The 18,014-nt window shown below is 66.5% G+C and carries 17 protein-coding genes; 9 read left to right on the forward strand and 8 right to left on the reverse strand.

Features of this window, described 5'->3' with window-relative positions:
- Positions 1–224 precede the first annotated feature (224 nt).
- The 4 genes from P3102_RS22240 (at position 225) to pip (ending at position 6,143) form a co-directional block, all read left to right on the forward strand.
- The gene (locus P3102_RS22240; RefSeq protein WP_276361425.1) at positions 225–3,332 is read left to right on the forward strand and encodes an RHS repeat-associated core domain-containing protein; all 3,108 of its coding nucleotides are present in this window, start codon (positions 225–227) and stop codon (positions 3,330–3,332) included.
- Positions 3,333–3,357: 25 nt separating this feature from the next.
- Positions 3,358–3,840 (forward strand): hypothetical protein, encoded by a 483-nt coding sequence (locus P3102_RS22245; protein WP_276361427.1) that lies wholly within the window; start codon positions 3,358–3,360, stop codon positions 3,838–3,840.
- Between the two features lie 209 nt (positions 3,841–4,049).
- A complete protein-coding gene (locus P3102_RS22250; RefSeq protein WP_276361429.1) occupies positions 4,050–4,949 on the forward strand; it encodes a helix-turn-helix domain-containing protein in 900 nt (299 codons plus the stop codon).
- 243 nt (positions 4,950–5,192) lie between these two features.
- Positions 5,193–6,143 (forward strand): prolyl aminopeptidase, encoded by a 951-nt coding sequence (pip, locus tag P3102_RS22255; protein ID WP_276361430.1) that lies wholly within the window; start codon positions 5,193–5,195, stop codon positions 6,141–6,143.
- Between the two features lie 251 nt (positions 6,144–6,394).
- Here the strand turns inward: pip and P3102_RS22260 are convergent, their stop codons facing one another.
- The 4 genes from P3102_RS22260 to P3102_RS22275 are packed head-to-tail and all read right to left on the reverse strand — an operon-like array spanning position 6,395 to position 11,533.
- Positions 6,395–8,152 (reverse strand): ABC transporter ATP-binding protein, encoded by a 1,758-nt coding sequence (locus tag P3102_RS22260; RefSeq protein WP_276361432.1) that lies wholly within the window; start codon positions 8,150–8,152, stop codon positions 6,395–6,397.
- A 1-nt stretch (position 8,153) separates the two neighbouring features.
- Positions 8,154–8,996 carry an ABC transporter permease gene (locus P3102_RS22265; RefSeq protein ID WP_276361433.1) on the reverse strand — a complete coding sequence of 281 codons (843 nt, stop codon included), beginning with the start codon at positions 8,994–8,996 and terminating at the stop codon, positions 8,154–8,156.
- A complete protein-coding gene (locus P3102_RS22270) occupies positions 8,993–9,973 on the reverse strand; it encodes an ABC transporter permease (protein WP_276361435.1) in 981 nt (326 codons plus the stop codon). Before P3102_RS22270 ends, P3102_RS22265 begins: the two co-directional genes overlap by 4 nt.
- Before the next feature lie 15 nt (positions 9,974–9,988).
- Complete coding sequence (locus P3102_RS22275; RefSeq protein WP_276361436.1) at positions 9,989–11,533, reverse strand: ABC transporter substrate-binding protein; 1,545 nt, start codon at positions 11,531–11,533, stop codon at positions 9,989–9,991.
- A gap of 200 nt (positions 11,534–11,733) precedes the next feature.
- Here P3102_RS22275 and P3102_RS22280 point away from each other — a divergent pair, with 200 nt between their 5' ends.
- Positions 11,734–12,198: a hypothetical protein gene (locus P3102_RS22280; RefSeq protein ID WP_276361438.1), complete on the forward strand. Its 465-nt coding sequence runs from the start codon at positions 11,734–11,736 to the stop codon at positions 12,196–12,198.
- Between the two features lie 39 nt (positions 12,199–12,237).
- On the opposite strand, the gene P3102_RS22285 is transcribed toward P3102_RS22280, so the two are convergent.
- The 3 genes from P3102_RS22285 to P3102_RS22295 form a co-directional block, all read right to left on the reverse strand.
- Positions 12,238–13,272 carry a LacI family DNA-binding transcriptional regulator gene (locus tag P3102_RS22285; protein ID WP_276361439.1) on the reverse strand — a complete coding sequence of 345 codons (1,035 nt, stop codon included), beginning with the start codon at positions 13,270–13,272 and terminating at the stop codon, positions 12,238–12,240.
- Positions 13,273–13,490: 218 nt separating this feature from the next.
- A complete protein-coding gene (locus P3102_RS22290) occupies positions 13,491–13,637 on the reverse strand; it encodes a hypothetical protein (protein WP_276361441.1) in 147 nt (48 codons plus the stop codon).
- Between the two features lie 117 nt (positions 13,638–13,754).
- Positions 13,755–13,961, reverse strand: coding sequence for a hypothetical protein (locus tag P3102_RS22295; RefSeq protein WP_276361442.1), 207 nt, complete (start codon positions 13,959–13,961; stop codon positions 13,755–13,757).
- 435 nt (positions 13,962–14,396) lie between these two features.
- Here P3102_RS22295 and P3102_RS22300 point away from each other — a divergent pair, with 435 nt between their 5' ends.
- Together P3102_RS22300 and P3102_RS22305 are read left to right on the forward strand one after the other, a co-directional pair.
- A complete protein-coding gene (locus P3102_RS22300; RefSeq protein WP_276361444.1) occupies positions 14,397–14,798 on the forward strand; it encodes a nuclear transport factor 2 family protein in 402 nt (133 codons plus the stop codon).
- Positions 14,799–15,153: 355 nt separating this feature from the next.
- Positions 15,154–15,672 (forward strand): ATP-binding protein, encoded by a 519-nt coding sequence (locus P3102_RS22305; RefSeq protein ID WP_276361446.1) that lies wholly within the window; start codon positions 15,154–15,156, stop codon positions 15,670–15,672.
- Positions 15,673–15,723: 51 nt separating this feature from the next.
- On the opposite strand, the gene P3102_RS22310 is transcribed toward P3102_RS22305, so the two are convergent.
- A complete protein-coding gene (locus P3102_RS22310; protein ID WP_276361447.1) occupies positions 15,724–16,143 on the reverse strand; it encodes a MarR family transcriptional regulator in 420 nt (139 codons plus the stop codon).
- Between the two features lie 56 nt (positions 16,144–16,199).
- Between P3102_RS22310 and P3102_RS22315 the strand changes: the two genes are divergently transcribed.
- Positions 16,200–16,724, forward strand: a complete 525-nt coding sequence (locus P3102_RS22315) for a DUF6790 family protein (protein ID WP_276361449.1) — start codon at positions 16,200–16,202, stop codon at positions 16,722–16,724.
- A 23-nt stretch (positions 16,725–16,747) separates the two neighbouring features.
- Complete coding sequence (locus tag P3102_RS22320) at positions 16,748–17,380, forward strand: TMEM175 family protein (protein WP_276361450.1); 633 nt, start codon at positions 16,748–16,750, stop codon at positions 17,378–17,380.
- The last annotated feature ends 634 nt before the right edge of the window (positions 17,381–18,014 follow it).

An 18,014-nucleotide genomic window follows, 5' to 3' on the forward strand; every position in this document is an offset into this window, starting at 1 on the left:
CGGCGCAGGATAGTGGTCGGCCAAGGCCCCGTATTGGAAAAATGTCAGATCGACGCCAGATGTGAGAATCAGGGACACCCGGCCCGTCGCTCCCGTGGGCTGACCGGGTGATGTTGCCTCGATCGCCTGGAACACGAGCGTTTCGGCTGCGTAGCGTCCGCAAGGTGTTTGGACGCCAGGGGGCGTCGTCCGGGGCGAGCATCACAGAGAGGCCACTTCATTCCATGGATTCAAGACGCTTTCATCGATGGCGGCTGCGCGGAATCTTCGCGATCGCGGGCGCGGTCGTCCTGGCGGCGAGCGGAATCACCGCCCCGGCGAGCGCCCTCACACAGTTCACCGCGAAACCACCGCGTCCAGCCGTGAATCAGGCATGGCATCCCGGCTCCGCGGTCGACCGGACACCTGACGGCGGCTCACCACCCGCGAGCGATTGGACGTCTCGCGCGTCCCGGCTCCGAGCCGACAAACAGGCATCCGGGCTGGCCTCCTGCGGCGACCGGACGGGAATTCGCCCGTTCTATCCATTCGAGCGGTTCAAGGTCAGCGACCGGATGGAGATCCTGGTCAACCTCTCCAGCGGGAACCTGGTGGTCACCCAGGACGACTTCACCCTCAACGGCACCGGCCTCAACCTGGCGGTCAGCCATGTCTACAACAACCTGGTGCCGAATCGTGGCTCGTTCGGGCTCGGCACGACAATGTCGGTCGGCGCCGACGTCGGCCTGGAACTTTCCGGCAACAACGTGATCCTGCACGGCCCCAGCAACTACTGTGCCACCTATGTGCCGAAGTCCGGCGGCGGGTACACCACACCGAACGGGATGAACGCTCAGCTGCGCAAGGAAAGCGACGGCACCTTCACGCTGACCTTCGACTCCTCGGAAGAGAAATGGCGGTTCACCGCCCAGGGCTGGCTGACCTCACAAGCCGACCGCAACGGCAACGCCAACGGCTACACCTATCACCCCAACGGAACGCTCGCGTCGATCACGGACTCGCAGGGACGGGTCACCACGGTAGCGAGCGACACCCAAGGCCTGGTGAAACGGATCATCGACCCGACCGGTGCCGACGTGGGAACCTACGAGTACGACGGACAAGGCCAATTGGTGTCCTTTGCCGACCGTAACGGGCACACGGTCACACTCGAATGGGACGCGGCCTCCAACCTGGTGTCGATCACCGACCCGTCCGGTAACTTCTACCGCTTCGCCTACGACGGCGCCGACCGGGTCACCAAGGTTTCGGTTCCCCACAGCGCCAAGTCCTTGGACACGACTTTCGACTACCAGAGCGGCCGAACCGTGGCACGGGACCCGAAGGGCAACGCGACCACTTATCACTTCGACACTGAGGGCCGCCAGGTGAAGGCCGTCGACGCGCTCGGGCATGAGCAGTCGCGGTCCTGGAGCGCCAACAGCGACGTCCAGTCCACGACCGACAGCATGGGCAACAGCGGCAAGCGCCTCTACGACCCGCTCAACAACCTCGTCGGCACCGAACTGCCGACCGGCGCGAAGAACACCATCGGCTACACCGACGTCGCGCACGCACACTCCCCCACGTCACTGAAAGACCCGGCAGGGCGGGAACTCGTCCACGAGTACGACGGACCCGGCAACCTGACGAAGGTCCGCTCGGCCGGTGGGCTGACCGCCGAGCTGGACGTGCGCACCTACAACTATCCGAAAGGCACACTCGCCACGGCGAAGGACGGCAACGGCAACATCACGAGTTACGGCTACGACGCGGCCGGAAACCTGACGTCGGTGACGGAACCCGCGCCGTTGGGAGCCACCGGCTATCACTACGACGCGCTTTCGCGGATCGTGCAGGTCACCGACGGTCGCGGGCGCAAGATCGGCTACGACTACGACAAGTTCGACCGCGTCGTACGGGTCACCGACGACTCCGACGGCGACAAGACCTTGCTCGAGATCTGGTACGACCACCAGGGCAACGTGATCTGGAAGATCGCGCCGACCTGGAACATCTACTACTCCTGGGACCGATACCCCGTTGGTAACCAAGTCAAGACCGCCGAACGGACCGAAGGAACCGGTAACGAGCACGTCACCTACGACTACGACGAAGCGGGCAACCTCGACAACGTGTGGACCAGCGAAACCGGTCAGCCACTGCTGTTCTACTACGACGCCGCGAACCGCCTCGTCAAGATGACCGATCCCGGTGTCCAGGACACCACGTTCACCTACGACGACGCCGACCGCCGCACCGCGATCCAGTGGCCGGGAGCGGGGACCCAGACGATCACCTATGACAACTCCGGCCGCCAGACCGGCATCACGGTGAAGAACACCGCGAACACCGAAACGTTCAAGGCGACGTACAGCTACATCACCTCCGGTGGCGCGGACAGCGACCAGCTTCAGTCGAAGACGATCGCGGGAGTCACCACGCCCTACGGCTACGATCCGCTTCGGCGGATGACCCAAGCCGGCCCGGAAACATACGGCTACGACCTGGCGAGCAACCTGACGAACCTGGCGGGAACCCCGTTCACCGTCAACGCGGCCAATCAGCCCACCCAAGCCGGGAACTCCGTCAACGGCTTCGACGGCGCGGGTAACCTCACCGGCCGCACCAATCCGGCCGAAACCTACACCTACAGCCCGACCAACCAGCTCGTGCGGGCGAGTTCCGGTGCCACCGAGACCTATCGGGCCGCCTACGACGGCATCGACCAGACCCAGCCGCGGTCCATCACCGAGAAGACCGGCGCGACCACCAGCACACACGTCTTCGGGCAGACCGCCCTTGGCCCGATGTGGGTCAAGGAAAACGGCTCGACCACCACGTACAGCCGTGATCCCGGAGGCAGCGTGATCACGGTCCGGACCGGCACCGGCGCTCGTTACAACGCCATCACCGACTACCAGGGCACGGTCCTCGGTCTGGTCGACACCACGGGGGCCGTCACCGCGAACTACACCTACACCCCCTACGGTGCCTCGAGCACCAGCGGCGTCGCCGCGTCCGCGAACAAGCTGCGCTACCTCGGGCAATACCAGACACAGCGCGGCGAACTTCTGCTCGGCTACCGGAACTACAAGCCCGACTGGGGGCGCTTCACTCAGCCGGACCCCACCCGTCAGGAGCGAAACGCCTACAACTACGCGACCTGCGATCCGATCAACAACAGCGACGCCACCGGAGCGCTGTCGATCAAGAATATCGCCAAGAAGGTCTGGGGCGGCGTCAAGAAGCTCAAGGACGGGCCTTTCTGCTACATCGACCGTGCACTGGAAGACACGGACGATTCACTCAAAGACGAGTTCAAAGACCTCACCGAATGCTTCCTGAAATAAGGGCCGTGCAACGACTGGAGGAACCGTGTTCAGGACCACATCGTGGCGTACTCGATTTGCAACAGTTCTCGCGGCATTGACGACGACCGCGGTACTCTTCCCGGCGGCTCCGGCATCGGCGGACGTCGGAGCCGTGAAAGCCAGGCAAATCCAGGAGCGGGTCGACCGGTATCTGGCGGCAATCCCCGACAGCCGCCAAGTGGCACCGGGAAGGCTCGCCATCCCCGGCGGCGAACTGACGGTCGGGGACACGGAACGCCAGGCATGCCGACACGGTTGGCTGTGCACCTGGAAGTACGACAACGGCTTCGACAAGATCAACTACTATCGCTGTGGGACATATCCGCTCCCCAACTGGGTCGGCCGCGGCGGCTTTGAGAACAGTCAGACCGACAACACCTACACCGCGTTCAAAAGGGCCGACGGCTCCGTCGTACGAGCCTCCTACGCCTACGATTTCTATGACGACATGGACTGGACCCCCGTCTGGCACGTGTTGGTCTGTTGACCGTTGCCCCGGGCTGCCACGAACTCCCGAACGTTGATCGCGTTCGGGAGTTCGACAGCTCGTATCGGCGCGATGGGCCTGGAGGCCGGTGCTGCCTTCGCACTGCCCGGAAATGACCGATGAGCGGACTCGGCAACGGCGATACTGTGCACGGAGACGGAACGTGCGGTCGTCGCCCGCGGCATCGCGGGAGGACAGGGGGAACCGAGGTGCGGGACAACGCTGCGACGACCTCAGCCGGCCAGTCATGGCACACCCGGCGCCCGAACCGGCGATTGGGTCGCTGGGTCAATTTCTATCTGGCCTATCGGCGCACGACCGGTGTCTCGATGGTCCGCACGGTGGCCGCGCTGAACTCGATCCTCGTCATCATCGACCTGGCACCGGGAATCCGGCGTGCACGGCTGGATTCCCCCTTCACGGCGATCTCGCCGGTCACGGGGATGACCGGTGGTCCGATCTCGTACGAAAGACTCGGACACGAAGAGGGAGTCATCGTCGAGCTGACCCCTCTCGGTGCGCGGGCGCTGTTCGGTATCCCGCTGAGTGAACTCGGAACCGCCAGGGTGGGCATGGCGGACCTCTTGGGCGAAGACGCCCGTCGGCTCACGGAACGGTTGTGGGAGACGGAGACCGTCGAGGGCCGGTTTCGTATCCTGGATCGCTGGTTGGCGAAGAGACTCCTGGACGGCCCCATGCTGTCCAAGGCGCTCGAGGGCAGCTGGCGAAGTCTGACTCTGTCGCAGGGCAACGTCAGAATCACCGAACTGGCGAACCGGGCGGGAGTGAGCAGGCAGCACCTGGCCACCGGCTTCCACCGGGAGATCGGACTGTCGCCCAAGACGGTCGCGCGCGTCGCACGCTGCCACTCGGCGATCAGGCTCATCACCGGCAGGAACCCGCCTCCCTTGTCCACCGTCGCCCAACTTTGCGGCTACACCGATCAGGCACATCTGAACCGGGACTTCCGCCTTCTCGTCGATACGACGCCGACCGGTCTCCTTCGATCGGGCGACTCCTGCACCGACCTTTTCCTGGGCAGCGAGATAGCGCTGCGCCCCCGGCAGCGGACCGGTACGCCGCTGGAATCGGGGCTGCCGCTCTCCTGAGTGACCGCGGAGGTCACAGATCGCCGACCGTCGCGCGGGGGGTTGCCCACCAGCCGAGTAGCGCCCGAGATCCCGTCGTGTGCTCTGTTCTGTTCACGTACGCTGATCGCCAGTAGTCGCGCCTGACGGCGGGCCGGTCGAAACCCGGACTCCGGGCGCGCAGTGTCGTGGGTGAGCTGCCGAGCGAACGGCCCGTGGTCGATGTCCACTCCATGAACGCGCCATGTGTCCGAAGATGGGTTCATGTATCCGGAAATCGAACCCACCGTGTCGGGCCACTTGGACACCGGTGACGGCAACCTTGTGTACTGGGAGGAATGCGGGAACCCCGACGGCAAACCTGTGGTGTTCCTGCACGGCGGCCCCGGCGGCGGCTGCTCACCGTCGCACCGCCGGCTGTTCGACCCGGCCGCCTATCGGATCGTCCTGTTCGACCAGCGCGGGTGCGGGCGGTCACTGCCGCACGCGTCGGCGTCGGGCGATCTTTCGTCGAACACGACCTGGCATCTCGTCGACGACATGGAACGCCTGCGGGAGTCGCTGGACATCCCGCGGTGGCAGGTGTTCGGCGGGTCCTGGGGGTCGACGCTGGCGTTGGCGTACGCCGAAAAGCACCCGGAACGGGTAACGGAGTTGGTGCTGCGCGGGGTTTTCACACTGCGTTCGTCCGAAGTGGACTGGTATTACCGGGGTGGCGCGGCGAACGTCTTCCCGGACCTGTGGGAGAAGTTCACGGCGCCGATCGCCGGGCTCGACGGCGATCCCGTCGAACTGTACGCGAAGCTGCTCGCCGACCCCGACCCCGCGGTGCACGGGCCCGCCGCCGTCGCGTGGAGTACCTGGGAGGGCGCGACGGGGACCCTGCTCCCCCGGCCGGAACTGGTGGCGGATTTCGCCGTACCCGAGTACGCGCTGGCGTTCGCGCGCATCGAGAACCACTATTTCGTGCACAACGGATGGCTCGAAGAGGGCCAGCTGATCCGGGACGCCGGTGTCTTGACCCACATTCCGGGCGTGATCGTGCAGGGGCGGTACGACGTTGCCACCCCCGTGGTCTCCGCGTGGGATCTGCACAAGGCATGGCCGGAGGCTGACCTGGTGATCGTGCCGGACGCCGGGCACGTGTACGACGAGCCCGGCGTCCTGGCCGCGTTGCTGGAGGCAACGGACCGGTTCCGTGGCCGGCCCGGATAGGGACGGGTATGGTGCACGGCCGGCCACCCGGTGCGGGGCGCTCACCGAATTCCCGCACGTCGACGGCGAGGACGGTCCACACGGCCGAAGCCTTCACCCGCACCGAACACTGGATCGATTGCACCGGCCGTACGCGCCACCGGCACCTCGACGACGGAGGCGTGGTCCGCCCACCACACGTGTTGTCGTCTGCCTTCACAGCGAAACCCGAGCTTCCGCATCCGGAGTCCGTACGGCAGAGCCGGGACGGATCACGTCATCATGGGCACTTCGAGCGTGGCTGCCAGCAGGCTCCGGGTGTAGGGGTGCGCCGGTTTCGTGAGTACGGATTCGGTCGTGCCCGACTCCACGACCCGCCCCTGACTGAGTACCACGACATTGTCCGTGATGCTTCGGACCACTGCCAGGTCGTGGGTCACGAAGATCATGGACAAGCCTTCGCTCAGCAGCGAACGCAGCAGTTCCACGACGGACGCCTGTACCGACACGTCGAGCGCGGACGTCACCTCGTCGCAGATGAGGAGTTTCGGCTCGCACACCAAGGCACGGGCGATCGCGACACGCTGGCGTTGCCCTCCGGACAGTTCGGCCGGATGGTGCCCGGCGAACCGCGCCGGTATCTCGACTCGTTCGAGTGCTTCACGCACCCGCTGTCTCGCCTCGCGCTTGGTCGTGCCGAAATAGTGCTGGAGCGGCACGGCCAGGCTGTTTTCCACGCTGCGACGGGGGCTGAGCGAACCATAGGGGTTCTGGAAGACGTACTGGAGCTCGCGGCGGGTTTCCTTCGTTCGTTTCCCCGCCGCGGCGGGGATCGGGCGGCCTTCGAACGTCAGCGTGCCTCGTTGCTCCTCGTGCAGGCCGACCAGGCAACGCGACATCGTGGTCTTGCCGCTGCCCGATTCGCCGACGACGGCCAGGCATTCGCCCCGCGCCAGGCTGAAGGACGCGTCGAAGAGGACCTGCGTGCCGCCGTAGCCCGCGGTCAACCCGGCTGCCGAGAACACGATCTGGTCGGAAACCGCGGGCGGCTCGGTCGTGCGCGGCGGGTTCCGGGGTGCCCGCACCACCTCGTGCATCCGCAGGCAACGCGCCAGCGTGCCCGAGGGCGCGGGTTCGAGGGGAGGGCGGGTCGTCGTGCATTCCGCCGCGGCGTGGCCGCATCGAGGCGCGAAGACGCAGCCGTGCCGGCTTTCGCCGGGGCTGGGGGCGCGTCCGGGGATCGGGACGAGGTGCTGGCGGTGGGTCGCGGACGGCACGGCGGCCAGCAGGGCGCGGGTGTACGGGTGGGTGGCGCGAGTGAGCACGTCGCGGGTGCTGCCGCTTTCGACGACCTCGCCGCCGTACATGACGGTCACCTGGTCGGCGACATCGGCCACCACGGCGAGGTCGTGGGACACGTAGATCGCCGCCATGTCGTGGTCACGGCACAGATCGCGGACCAGCTCGAGTACGCGTGCCTGCGTGGAGACGTCGAGGCCGGTGGTCGGCTCGTCCAACACGATCAGCCGCGGCCCGGCCGCGGCCGCCATGGCGATGGCCGCCCGCTGCTGCTGCCCACCGGAGAGCCGGCGAGGACGGCGGTCGAGGAACGCGTCGTCACTGGGCAAGCGCACGGTGTCGAGCAATCCCCGGACGCGCGACAGCGCCGCACGCTTGGGCAACCGCAGTCCTTCGGTCAGCTGGGTCGCGAGGCTCAGACTCGGATTCAGCGCCGTCGCCGGATCTTGCGGGACGTAGGCGACCTTGACCCCCCGTGTGCGGCGCAGCACCTTTTCCGGCAGGGTGAGCAGGTCGACACCGTCGATGATCACCCGTCCGCCGGTGATCGTCGCGCCATTCCTGGCGAACCCGAGCAGGGCCAGCGCGAGCGTGCTCTTGCCGGAGCCCGACTCGCCGACCACGCCCATGACCTCACCGCGGCCGAGTTCGAAGCCGATGTCTCTGACGATTTCGTCGCCGGTGGCGTCCAGTGCGACCGTGACGCCGGAGATGACCACTTCTTTCCGCATTTCAGACCCTTCCCTCCGTACGGCCGACCGCTCTGGCGACGGATTCGGCGACGAGGTTGCCGCCCAGCGCCATCATGAGGATCAGCGCGATCGGCGCCAGGACCGGCAAGGGAGCGACCGGCAGGCCGTCCTGGTTCTCCCCGACCATCCGGCCCCAGTCCGCCGCGGGCGGCGCGACACCGAAGCCGAGGTAGCTCAGCGACGCGATCGCCGACACCGCCCAGACCAGCCTCATTCCGGTCTCCACCATGAGCGGCGAGGTCACGCCGGGAAGCACCTCCCGGAGCAGGATCCGCCTCGGTGGCAACCCGTTCGCTTTCGCCCAGAGCACGTACTCACTGCCGACCACCGGGAGCGCCGCGCCGCGCATCACCCGGGAGACACCGGGCACGAACGCCACGCCGACGAGTACGGCGGTCAACAGGGTGCTACGACCGAGCATGGACACGAACAACAGGACGAAGACGATCTCCGGGAAGCTCAGCAAGACATCCATGGATCGCATGAGCACCGCGTCCACACCTCCACCGCGGTAGGCGGCGGTGAGGCCGACGGCGCAACCGAGGAACACGCCGAGGCCCGCGGCGAGAACCGCCATCCAGGAAAGGGTGGCTCCCCCGTTCAGCAGACGGCTCAAGACGTCGCGTCCGAGAATGTCGGTGCCCAGCAGGAACCTCGCGGTCGGAGTCTCCAAGGGCTGCCCGACGATGGCGTCCGGGGCGTAGCGGGCGAAGAAGTGTCCGAACGCGACCACGAGTGCGACCACCGCGAGCAGCGCGAGGCCGAGCCGGGCCTGCCCGGTGCGCAGAGCGCGGTCGAGCACTGTGACCTCCCGGGTTCTCATCGCTGCCTCCCCATCATCGCGAGGACGTCCGCGAGCAGGTTGAAGACGTAGTACGCGGTCGCGAGGATGAGGGTGCCCACCTGCAGCACGGGCAGGTCATGGGAATTCACGGCGCTGACCACCGCCGTGCCGAGCCCTGGATACGAATAGACGTACTCGACCACCACGACACCCGTGACGGTCACCGCGGTGACGAGGCTCGCGGCGGGGAGGCTCGCCGCGATCGCGTTGGGCAGTGCGTGCCGGAACAGGATCCGGCGGCCGCTGAGTCCTTTGAGGACCGCCATCTGGACGTACTCGCTGTTCATCGCGTCGATGAACGAAGCCCGGACCAGGCGGCCGAGGTACAGCACACCCATGAGCGTGAGCGTGGTGACCGGAAGCACCAGTCGTGCCGGATACCACCACGGCATGTCTCCTGGCGGGATGTCGGAGACCCCGGGGAGCACGCCGAAGACCGAGGTCGCGAAGAACGCGATCAGCAGCATTCCCACGACGAACGCGGGCAGTGCGGTGAAGAGCGAGGACACCGCGACGAATGCCCTGTCCAGCGGGCTGTCCCGCTTGTGCGCGCTGAAGACACCGATGACCACCGCGAGCGGGAGGATCAGCACCATCGAGAAGAGGCCGAGGGTGAACGAGTTGAGCGCCCTCGGGCCGATGATGTCCGCCACGGGCTCACCGTTCTCCAGGGATGTGCCCATTTCTCCGGTGAGCACGCCGGTGAGCCAATGCCAGTACTGGGCGGCGAGCGGCTGGTCGAGACCGAGCCGGAGGCGGAGATCCGCCACCTGCTCGGCCGTCGCGTCCTTGCCGAGGACGATCCGCGCCACGTCTCCCGGCAACGCCTGCGTCACGAGGAAGAGCAACATCGAGACCAGCACGAGAATCAGTACCCCGAGAAGGACCCGGCGCACCAGCCATGCGACCGTCGCGGATTTCGAACCGGCCGACGACCGTGTTGTCGGATGAGACATGCCATCCCTTCCCGGTCAGCCTGCGACGGTCACGTTCGTCAGGAAGGTGAGCGAGCGGCCGTTGACGTCCGGCACCAGCCCCCGGACGGTGCCGCGATGCGGCAGGAGCACGTTGACGAACGCGGGGGTGATCATCGCGCCCTGTTCGTGTTCGATCCTGTGCATCCGGTTCATGATCGAACACCGCTCCCGCTCAGGCGCCACGAAGAGTTCGTCGGCGAGCCGGATGAACTCGGCGTTGTCCCAGTGCGTGGCGTTCGCCACGCGACCCGGCAGCAGTGACCCGATCACGGTCGGCAGGTAGGGAATCGGGTTGAAGTCGATGAACACCGGCCATTTGGTCCACTTGGACAGGAACTCCGGCACCGTCGGGACGTCGACGGTGACCTGCACGCCGGCCTTGGCGGCGTTTTCGGCGAACACCTGGGCCAGTTCCTGCATACCGGGCAGCAGGCCGTCGGTCGTGATGGAGAAGGACAGATTCGACTGGCCCGCTTCGGCGAGCAGTTTCTTGGCCTGTTCGATGTCCTGCTTGCGTTGCGCGATACCCGGGTCACCGCACCGGGGGGTGCCTCCTTCGTGGTCGTTGGCCACGCGGCCGTACCCGCCCAGCGCGTTGGACACGACCTGCTCACGGTCGATCAGCAAGCGCAGCGCCTCGCGTACCCGGACGTCGTCGAAGGGCGCGACCGTGGTGTTGAAGCCGATCCGCAGGGTGAAATCGCCCTTGCTTTCGAGCACCTGGATGTCGTTCTTGCCCGCGAGAGACTTCGCGATGGCCGGGGTCGCGCCCGATGCCACGTCGACCTGGTCGGACAGCAGGGCATTGGCCTGTGCCTGCTGGCTCTGGAACTCGATGATGTCCACGACGTCGAGCTTGGGCTTCTCGCCCCAGTACGCGCCAAATCGCTCCACTGTGGACTGCCGGCCGGCGGTGAAGGACTTGACGGCGAACGGCCCGGTCCCGATCGGTTTCGCCGGCGCCGAGCCCGCCTTGGTCATCGGGAGCAGGACGTTCGCCCAGATGTCCTTGAACGGCGCGAAAGGTTTGTTCAGTCCTACCCGGACAGTCGTCTTGTCGACCGCCGTGACGGCGTCCGGGTCGACCCGTTCGAGGAACGCCAGCCCCTGTGCGGCGTGCGCCGGGTCGCGCAGGTACTTGATGCTGGCCACGACGTCGGCGGAGGAGAATTCGCTCCCGTCGGTGAACTTGACCCCGGGCCGGAGCTTGATCGTCCACTCGGTGTGATCGGAGTTCGGAGTCATGTCCGTGGCCAGCCGCCATTCCACCTTGCCCGCGGGGTCGAGGTGGGTGAGGCCCTCGTAGAGGAGAGCGCTTCGTAGCTCCTGGGTGGGACTCTGGTTGCTCGCATACGGGTCGAGGGTCTCGCCCGGGTCCGTCGCGGCGGCGATGCGCAGCCTCCCACCCGTTCCGCTCGCGGCCTGCGGCGGCGGAGCGCAGCTCGTGAGGGCCGCGGCGATGAGCACGGCGCCCAGCAGGGCGGGCGAGCGACGTCTTGGCCCGGCAACGGGCTCGGGGTGAAGGGGAATGCGCAACACTGGGCAACTCCAGTTCCGGACGAACGGATCAGAATTTCTAAGCGATTAGATCGCTCCTCACCAGCCGGGTCTCGGCCAAGTTCCGGCACAGAGTACGTCGTTTCTCTCCCGAGGGGAAGAGCATCGACAGCTCTATCTAAGCGCTTAGATGATTGTTAACCTCCCTCTCGACCGCCACGGGAACCACCTGGAGGAGACCCATGACAAGTCCGTACGAGCACCTGTTCGTGAGGAAGATGCAGAGCTGCATCGACGACCTCGTGAACGAAGGTGCCGCCGCCGGTGTCGTCGAACCGGACAACGTGGGCCCGGCGCTCGCGCTGATGCGCTCGGAGCAGGTCCCGGAGAGCAAGATCCACCTGACCTACACGTGGATCAACGAGTGCGACACTCCAGTGCACTGGGTCAAGGAGCACGAGCACGACTACGACGAAGTCCTGATCTGGCACGGCAACGACCCGAACGACGTCGACGACCTCGGTGCGGAGATCTACCTCGACATCGAAGGTGTCCGGCACACGATCACCACGAGCGGCTCGGTCTACCTCCCGGCGGGCATCCGCCACTGCCCGCTCGGCTTCATCCGCGTCGACCGCCCGTTCCGGTTCAGCGCCCTGTCGCTGAGCCCGAACTACGCATCGGACGAGCACGAGCCCGCGCGGTGAGCAGCCGGTCCCGCCGTGACCGCGGCGGGACCGGCGTGGTCACACGCCCGAAGCCGCGTCCACCCGCGAAGTACCGGCGGCCGCACCGGGCTCGCATCCGCACGTCACACCGATGCTGAGCGCGCCGTCCAGGACCACCAGCGCCCCTGAATCCGGTTCGTCCAGCGCGTCGAAGGCGCGGACCGCGAGTTCTTCGAGCGGGAGGCTGATCGTGGTGAGCGGAAAACTGCCGAGCCGGGCCTCGCGGATTCCGTCGAAGCCCACGACCGCCAGGTCTTCGGGTACCCGCAGGCCCAGGCTCGTCGCCGTGCGGATCGCCACGAGCGCCTGCTCGTCGGTCGTGGCGTAGATGGCGTCGGGCCGGTTCTCGCTCTGGAGTACCTGTCGCACCGTCCGGCCCACTTCGAGCCGGTCGAACGAAGTCCGGACGAGTCTGCCCTCGGTGGGCAGGCCCGCGTCGTCCATGGCCTGGCGCCAACCGCCCTCCCGGCCGTGCGCCGGGCCCACGGCGATCTCACCGGCGACGCAGACGATGTCCCGATGGCCGTGCCAGAGCAGGTGCTCGACGACGAGCTTCGCCCCATCGAAGTCGTTGAAGACCACGCTCGGCGAAGCGGCCCCAGTGGCAGCCCATTGCACGTACACCCGGGGCGTTTCGTCCTCCTGCTGCGGTTCCTCGCCGGTCGTCACGAAGATCCCGCGGGGTCGCAGCTCCGAAAACGCCACGCCGTACTCGTCCGCGCGGGAGGGGTGGTAGCCGGTGTTGCCCAGCAACGTGAGCAGGCCACGGCGACGCCCTTCCGCCTCGACGCAACGCGAAAGCTCGCCGAAGAACGCGTTCGCGGTGTCGGGCACCAACAGACCGACGAGGTTGGACCGGCCACCGCTCAACGCCCCGGCGAGCGGGTTGCGCCGGTAGCCGAGCATCCGCATGGCCTCTTCGACCTTGATGCGAGTCTTCTCCGCGACCGGACGAGGCCCGCCGTTGACCACGTAACTGACGACCGCCGTCGAAGTCCCCGCGAGGCGGCTGACATCCAGCAGGGTCGGCCTGCGCGTCCCTTTTCTTCCCACGCTGCTGCTCCCCTGATGTCACGCCGGGAATCCGGTTGTCGTCGCCAGCCTAGGACACGGGGGCGGACAGCGTCCGTCACCGGCCTGCCCGCGAATCGTGAGGGAAACGGGAGTAAGCGTCCTGTCATGCCGATGTGACCTGAGGCGATTTGACGGGCGTTGAAACCTGGCGACTCGTCGGCCGGCCGGATCCCGGACTTCACGGCACTTTCCGAATGTCACGACGGCCCGCGGGGTCCACGGGACGGACACCACCACCGTGCCACCGCCTTGTTCGTGGCACCGCCGATCCCGGCGAGCGCGGCTGCGGCCACCAGGCGACCCAGCGTCAGGCCGATGATCACCGCGGCCACTGATTCGATCACCGCGGCCCGTACCACCTGCGGCCGGGTCAGGCAGGTTCACACTGTCCAAGGCCGCGACGCCGTTCGCACCGGATCCGTACAGCCGGCTGACCTGCCGCAGCTCCACCGCAGGACTGTTCACTGTCGCAACCTTCCGGTGGCCAGCACCCAGGCCACGGGCACCGCCAGCGGAATCGTCGTGAGCACCGTGACGGCCGTGACGTTCACCTCCGCCGGCAGGAAGCCGACCAGCAGGGCCAGCACCATGTTGTTCCCGGCGTGGGCGAGGCTCGCCGTCCAGACACTGCCGCTGCGCACCTGCAGCCGGCTCAGCAGAATCAGCACGTACGCGACATCCTGGCCAAGCTCGACCTGCCACCGGCCGAGGACACCAACCGGCGGGTGCTCGCCGTCCTGACCTACCTCCGAGCCACGACCTTCTGAGACAGGACACCTGCACGCGACCGCACGTCGTCGACGAACACGTACGGGGCTTCGCACCGGACTGGAGCACGGGCCCTTCGTGCCTGAACCACGCCCACGATGTCGTCGAAGATGCAGTATTTCTACAAAAGGAGACCAGTTCACCTGACAACTCTTCGGCGAGCAGCGGGCCGTGACGTACTCTCCTGATCCCCGATAACGTGGAGCCGACGGCCATGCTCAAGGGCTCGACACCGGCCGCAGAGGACGTCAGCGAGAAACCACCTCTACGCCGTCTGAACTGGTGGTAGGCGCATGTGTCGCCGACCAGAACCGCACGAGTGAACAGGATCGGGTATGACCGACGATGTGGCCGGCCAAGTGATCAAGGCCGAACAGGATCGGATCCAGTGTCTCCTCGACGTGGATCGCGGCACCTACGACCGCTTGCACGCCGCGGAGTACCGCTTGTGCACTCCGACCGGCACCGTGTGGACGAAGGCCGAATACCTGGACCTCCTCACCACCGGGCGCGTCGCCTACCGGGAACTGCGGCTGATCGGCGACGTGGACGCCATCGTCGGCACCGACGTCGTCGTCCTCCGCTACCGGTGCGTCATCGAACTCACCGTCGACGGCGCGGACATCCCGCGGCACGAGGCCTGGCACACCGACGTCTACACCGATGCCGGCGGCACGTGGCGTTGTGTCTGGTCGCAAGCCACCGGCATCATGGACCTTCCGCCGGCCGCATCCTGACCTGGCACGTCACGCAGGCGGGCTCGGTCGAGCTTGCTTCATCGCCGCGGGGGTGCCGGGAGCGTAGGCGTTGACGACCGGGGGTGCCGTCGGACGGCTTCGTCCGCTCGAAATCCCCTTTGCCGATCGCGACCGTCGTCATGTACGGCCGGGGTCTCTTCGGCCCAGACGTAGGTGGTGTCCCTCCCCCTCGGCAGTGGAGAAGTCGGGTTTCGTCGGCTGTGCCGGTGCGCCCCGGCCGACACGGGCAGGGCCGTCCGCCTGCCCATCCGACATCGACACAGGCAGACCACCGGCCGAACGAGTGACATCGCGATCCTGCCCCGTCCACGCTCTCCGCTGTCTCGAACACCACGTGACCACCGTCGACGGGGGGGGTACGAGAATGAGCAAAAATCCGGACTCGGCGGACGACGGGGTCGATTCGTCTTTCCCGGTGGACATCGACTTCGAAGTCGATCAACTTACTCAGCGAGTCTCCCGGGCGGCGGAGGTCAACCTCCGCCTGTCGAAACGCCCCGAACAACGGCGGGTGCACTCCACGGTGGCGAACTGCCTTGCTTTCGGTCGCGCCGGGAACGAACCGCTCGGCGCGATCCTGTCGGTGGTCGACGAACTGGTCTCCAACGCCTACCGGCACACCGCCACCCCCGGCGAACTCCGCATCATTCGGAAAACCGACGACATGCTGATCGAAGTCACCGACAGCGACCCCGACGTGGAGTGGATGACGGCGAGTACCGACGAAGCATCCCGCTCCGGTCACGGGCTTCGTCTTGTCACCCACCTGTCGCTCGACTGGGGTGTGTCACCCGAAGGATCCGGGAAAGTCGTATGGGCACTGGTACCGGCGCAGCTGTACTTCGAGCGGTGAACACAGCGCCGGTGATTGCCCGAGCCTGTTTCCCGGCAGCCGAGGCGGAAACTAGTCACCCGCGAGGATTTCGGCCAGCCGGAAGGTGTCTTCGAGGTAGCGCTCATAGGGGAAGCCGGCCGCGACGAGCGCCTCGCGGAATTCGTCGTAGAGCGGTTTACCCGCGGTATGGAAGGCTTTCCGGCCGAGTTCGGTGAGCTGGACCAGCCTACGCCGCGCGTGGTCCGGGTCGATGGTGATCCGCACCAGACCGTCCGCTTCGAGCGGCCGCAAAGCCCGGCTGATCGCCGGATCGGAGATCGACAGCGCCTGGGCGAGCCGATGTTGCGTCGTCGGCTCGATTTCCTCGAGAGTGCCCAGAAGCCGTATTTGACTGTAGGTCAACCCGTCGAGGTCATCGGCGCGCCGCCGGGTCGCTTCACCCATCAGCATGACCACGCGGTGCAGCAGGTCTGCGAGTCCGTCATCCACGACCTCACCATACCAGAGTGTTGACTAGTTAATATTAACTAGGTAAGACTGACTGCATGGACAAATTCTCTTACTTCGCCCAATCCGCCTTCCCGCTGGTCTGGATCATCGTTCCCGCCGTTGGGGCCTTCCTCCGGGCCCGCCACGCGACGTCACCTCGGGAACGGCTCGACATCTGGCAGCGCTGGTGGGCCATCGGCGCCTTCGGCTGCGGCAGCCTGTGGATGACGGTCGCTTTCCTGGCCTTCCCGGACGTCATGGCCACGGCGATCGGGTTCGACCGGACGCCGTTCATGTTCGAGATCGCCTTCGCCAACCTCGCGCTGGCCGTCCTGGGTTTCCGGGCCGCCTCGGCGTCCGCGCGCGAGCTGCTCACCATCGGCCTCGGCGGCGCGATGTTCCTCTGGGGAGCCGTGATCGGGCACGTCTACCAATGGTTCGCGGGCGGTGACCACTCCCCCGGCAACACCGGCGGAGTCCTCGTCACCGACCTCCTGATCCCGGCGGTCATGATCATCCTGGCCGTGCGAGCACGGCGGCTCGCGCCCGCCTCACGACCGGCCGCGGAAATCACCGCCTGAGAACGCGGGAACTGTTCCTCACCATGACGACCCAGCCGGACCACACGATCGAAAAGGCCGCCGCCGAGCGGCTCACCGTCTTCGCCGACGCGGTGATCGCGATCGCGCTCACCTTGCTGGCGCTGGATCTCCCCGTCCCCCACGGCGACACCACCGACGCCATGCTGAGTTCTATCTCGGCTCACGGCAAGGAATACCTCGCCTTCGCACTCGGTTTCGTGGTGATCGCCGCCCACTGGCGCGCCCACCACGAGATCTTCCCCTATGTCCGCTCGTCGAGCGGCCGCCTGATCAGCCTCACCCTGGGATGGCTGTTCATGCAGGTCCTGATGCCGTTCGCGACGCGGGTGATCACCGCCGAGGGAGCGTTCCCGCTCCGGTTCAGCCTGTACGCGATGGTGCAGGTTCTGGCCTCCGCGTCGTTCGCGCTGATCATCCGGGAGATCCGGCGCGAGCACCTGTACCGGACCGACGGCCCACCCGCGGTGTTCGCCCAAAGCCTGCTGCGCAGCATCTGCTTGGCCGCGGTGTTCGGGATTTCGATTCCGGTCTCGTTCCTGACCGGGGACACCGGCGCGTATCTGTGTTGGCTCCTGGCGCCGATCGCACTCGCCGTCGCCCGCCGCGTGCAGGGCCGCAAGTCGTCCGGCAATTGATCAGGACCACCCCGCGAAGCGGTCAGGCACCGTTTTCGTCTCGGCTTGGACGCCGTCGATTCCTCGCGGAGCGACGGAATCCGGGCAAGTTCGGGGAGGTCCGCCTACCCCGCGGGCGGCGTTCACCAAATGGGGACCATGGAATCTGTATGCCTTCACCACTTCCGCACTCCGGCGCAGCAGACCTCCAGCTTCCGACAGAATCTTGTCTTGTCGAAGAGAGTCAAACGTGTCGTGTCCGGGCCCGGGATCGTCGCCCTCCCACGAATTTGCTCAGGACTGGTGACTGCGTGGATTGCGGGACGTCAGATCTACCACAATCCACACAGTCCCACTTCACCAGCCCGATCATGAACTCCGCGCTGGATGCTCCCTCGCCCCACCGCCGGCACACCCGCGAACACGACACGCTTGACTCTTCTTCAAGGCCTCTTCTGACTGGGCTGTCGAAACCTTGCCGAGTCACCACTATTTCGTCCACCGCGTTCGCCGGCATCACCGCCGATTCGAATGGTGCGGGCTCGCGGCGGACCGACGGCTCCGATCCGAGGCCATGTCAACCAATCTCGCAAGCGTCCTTCCGCGCTCTCCGGAGCCCACGCGGACTTCTACCGGCTCCCCCGGAAGAACAGAA

It is taken from the genome of Amycolatopsis sp. QT-25, from assembly GCF_029369745.1.
In the GTDB taxonomy this organism is placed as follows: domain Bacteria; phylum Actinomycetota; class Actinomycetes; order Mycobacteriales; family Pseudonocardiaceae; genus Amycolatopsis.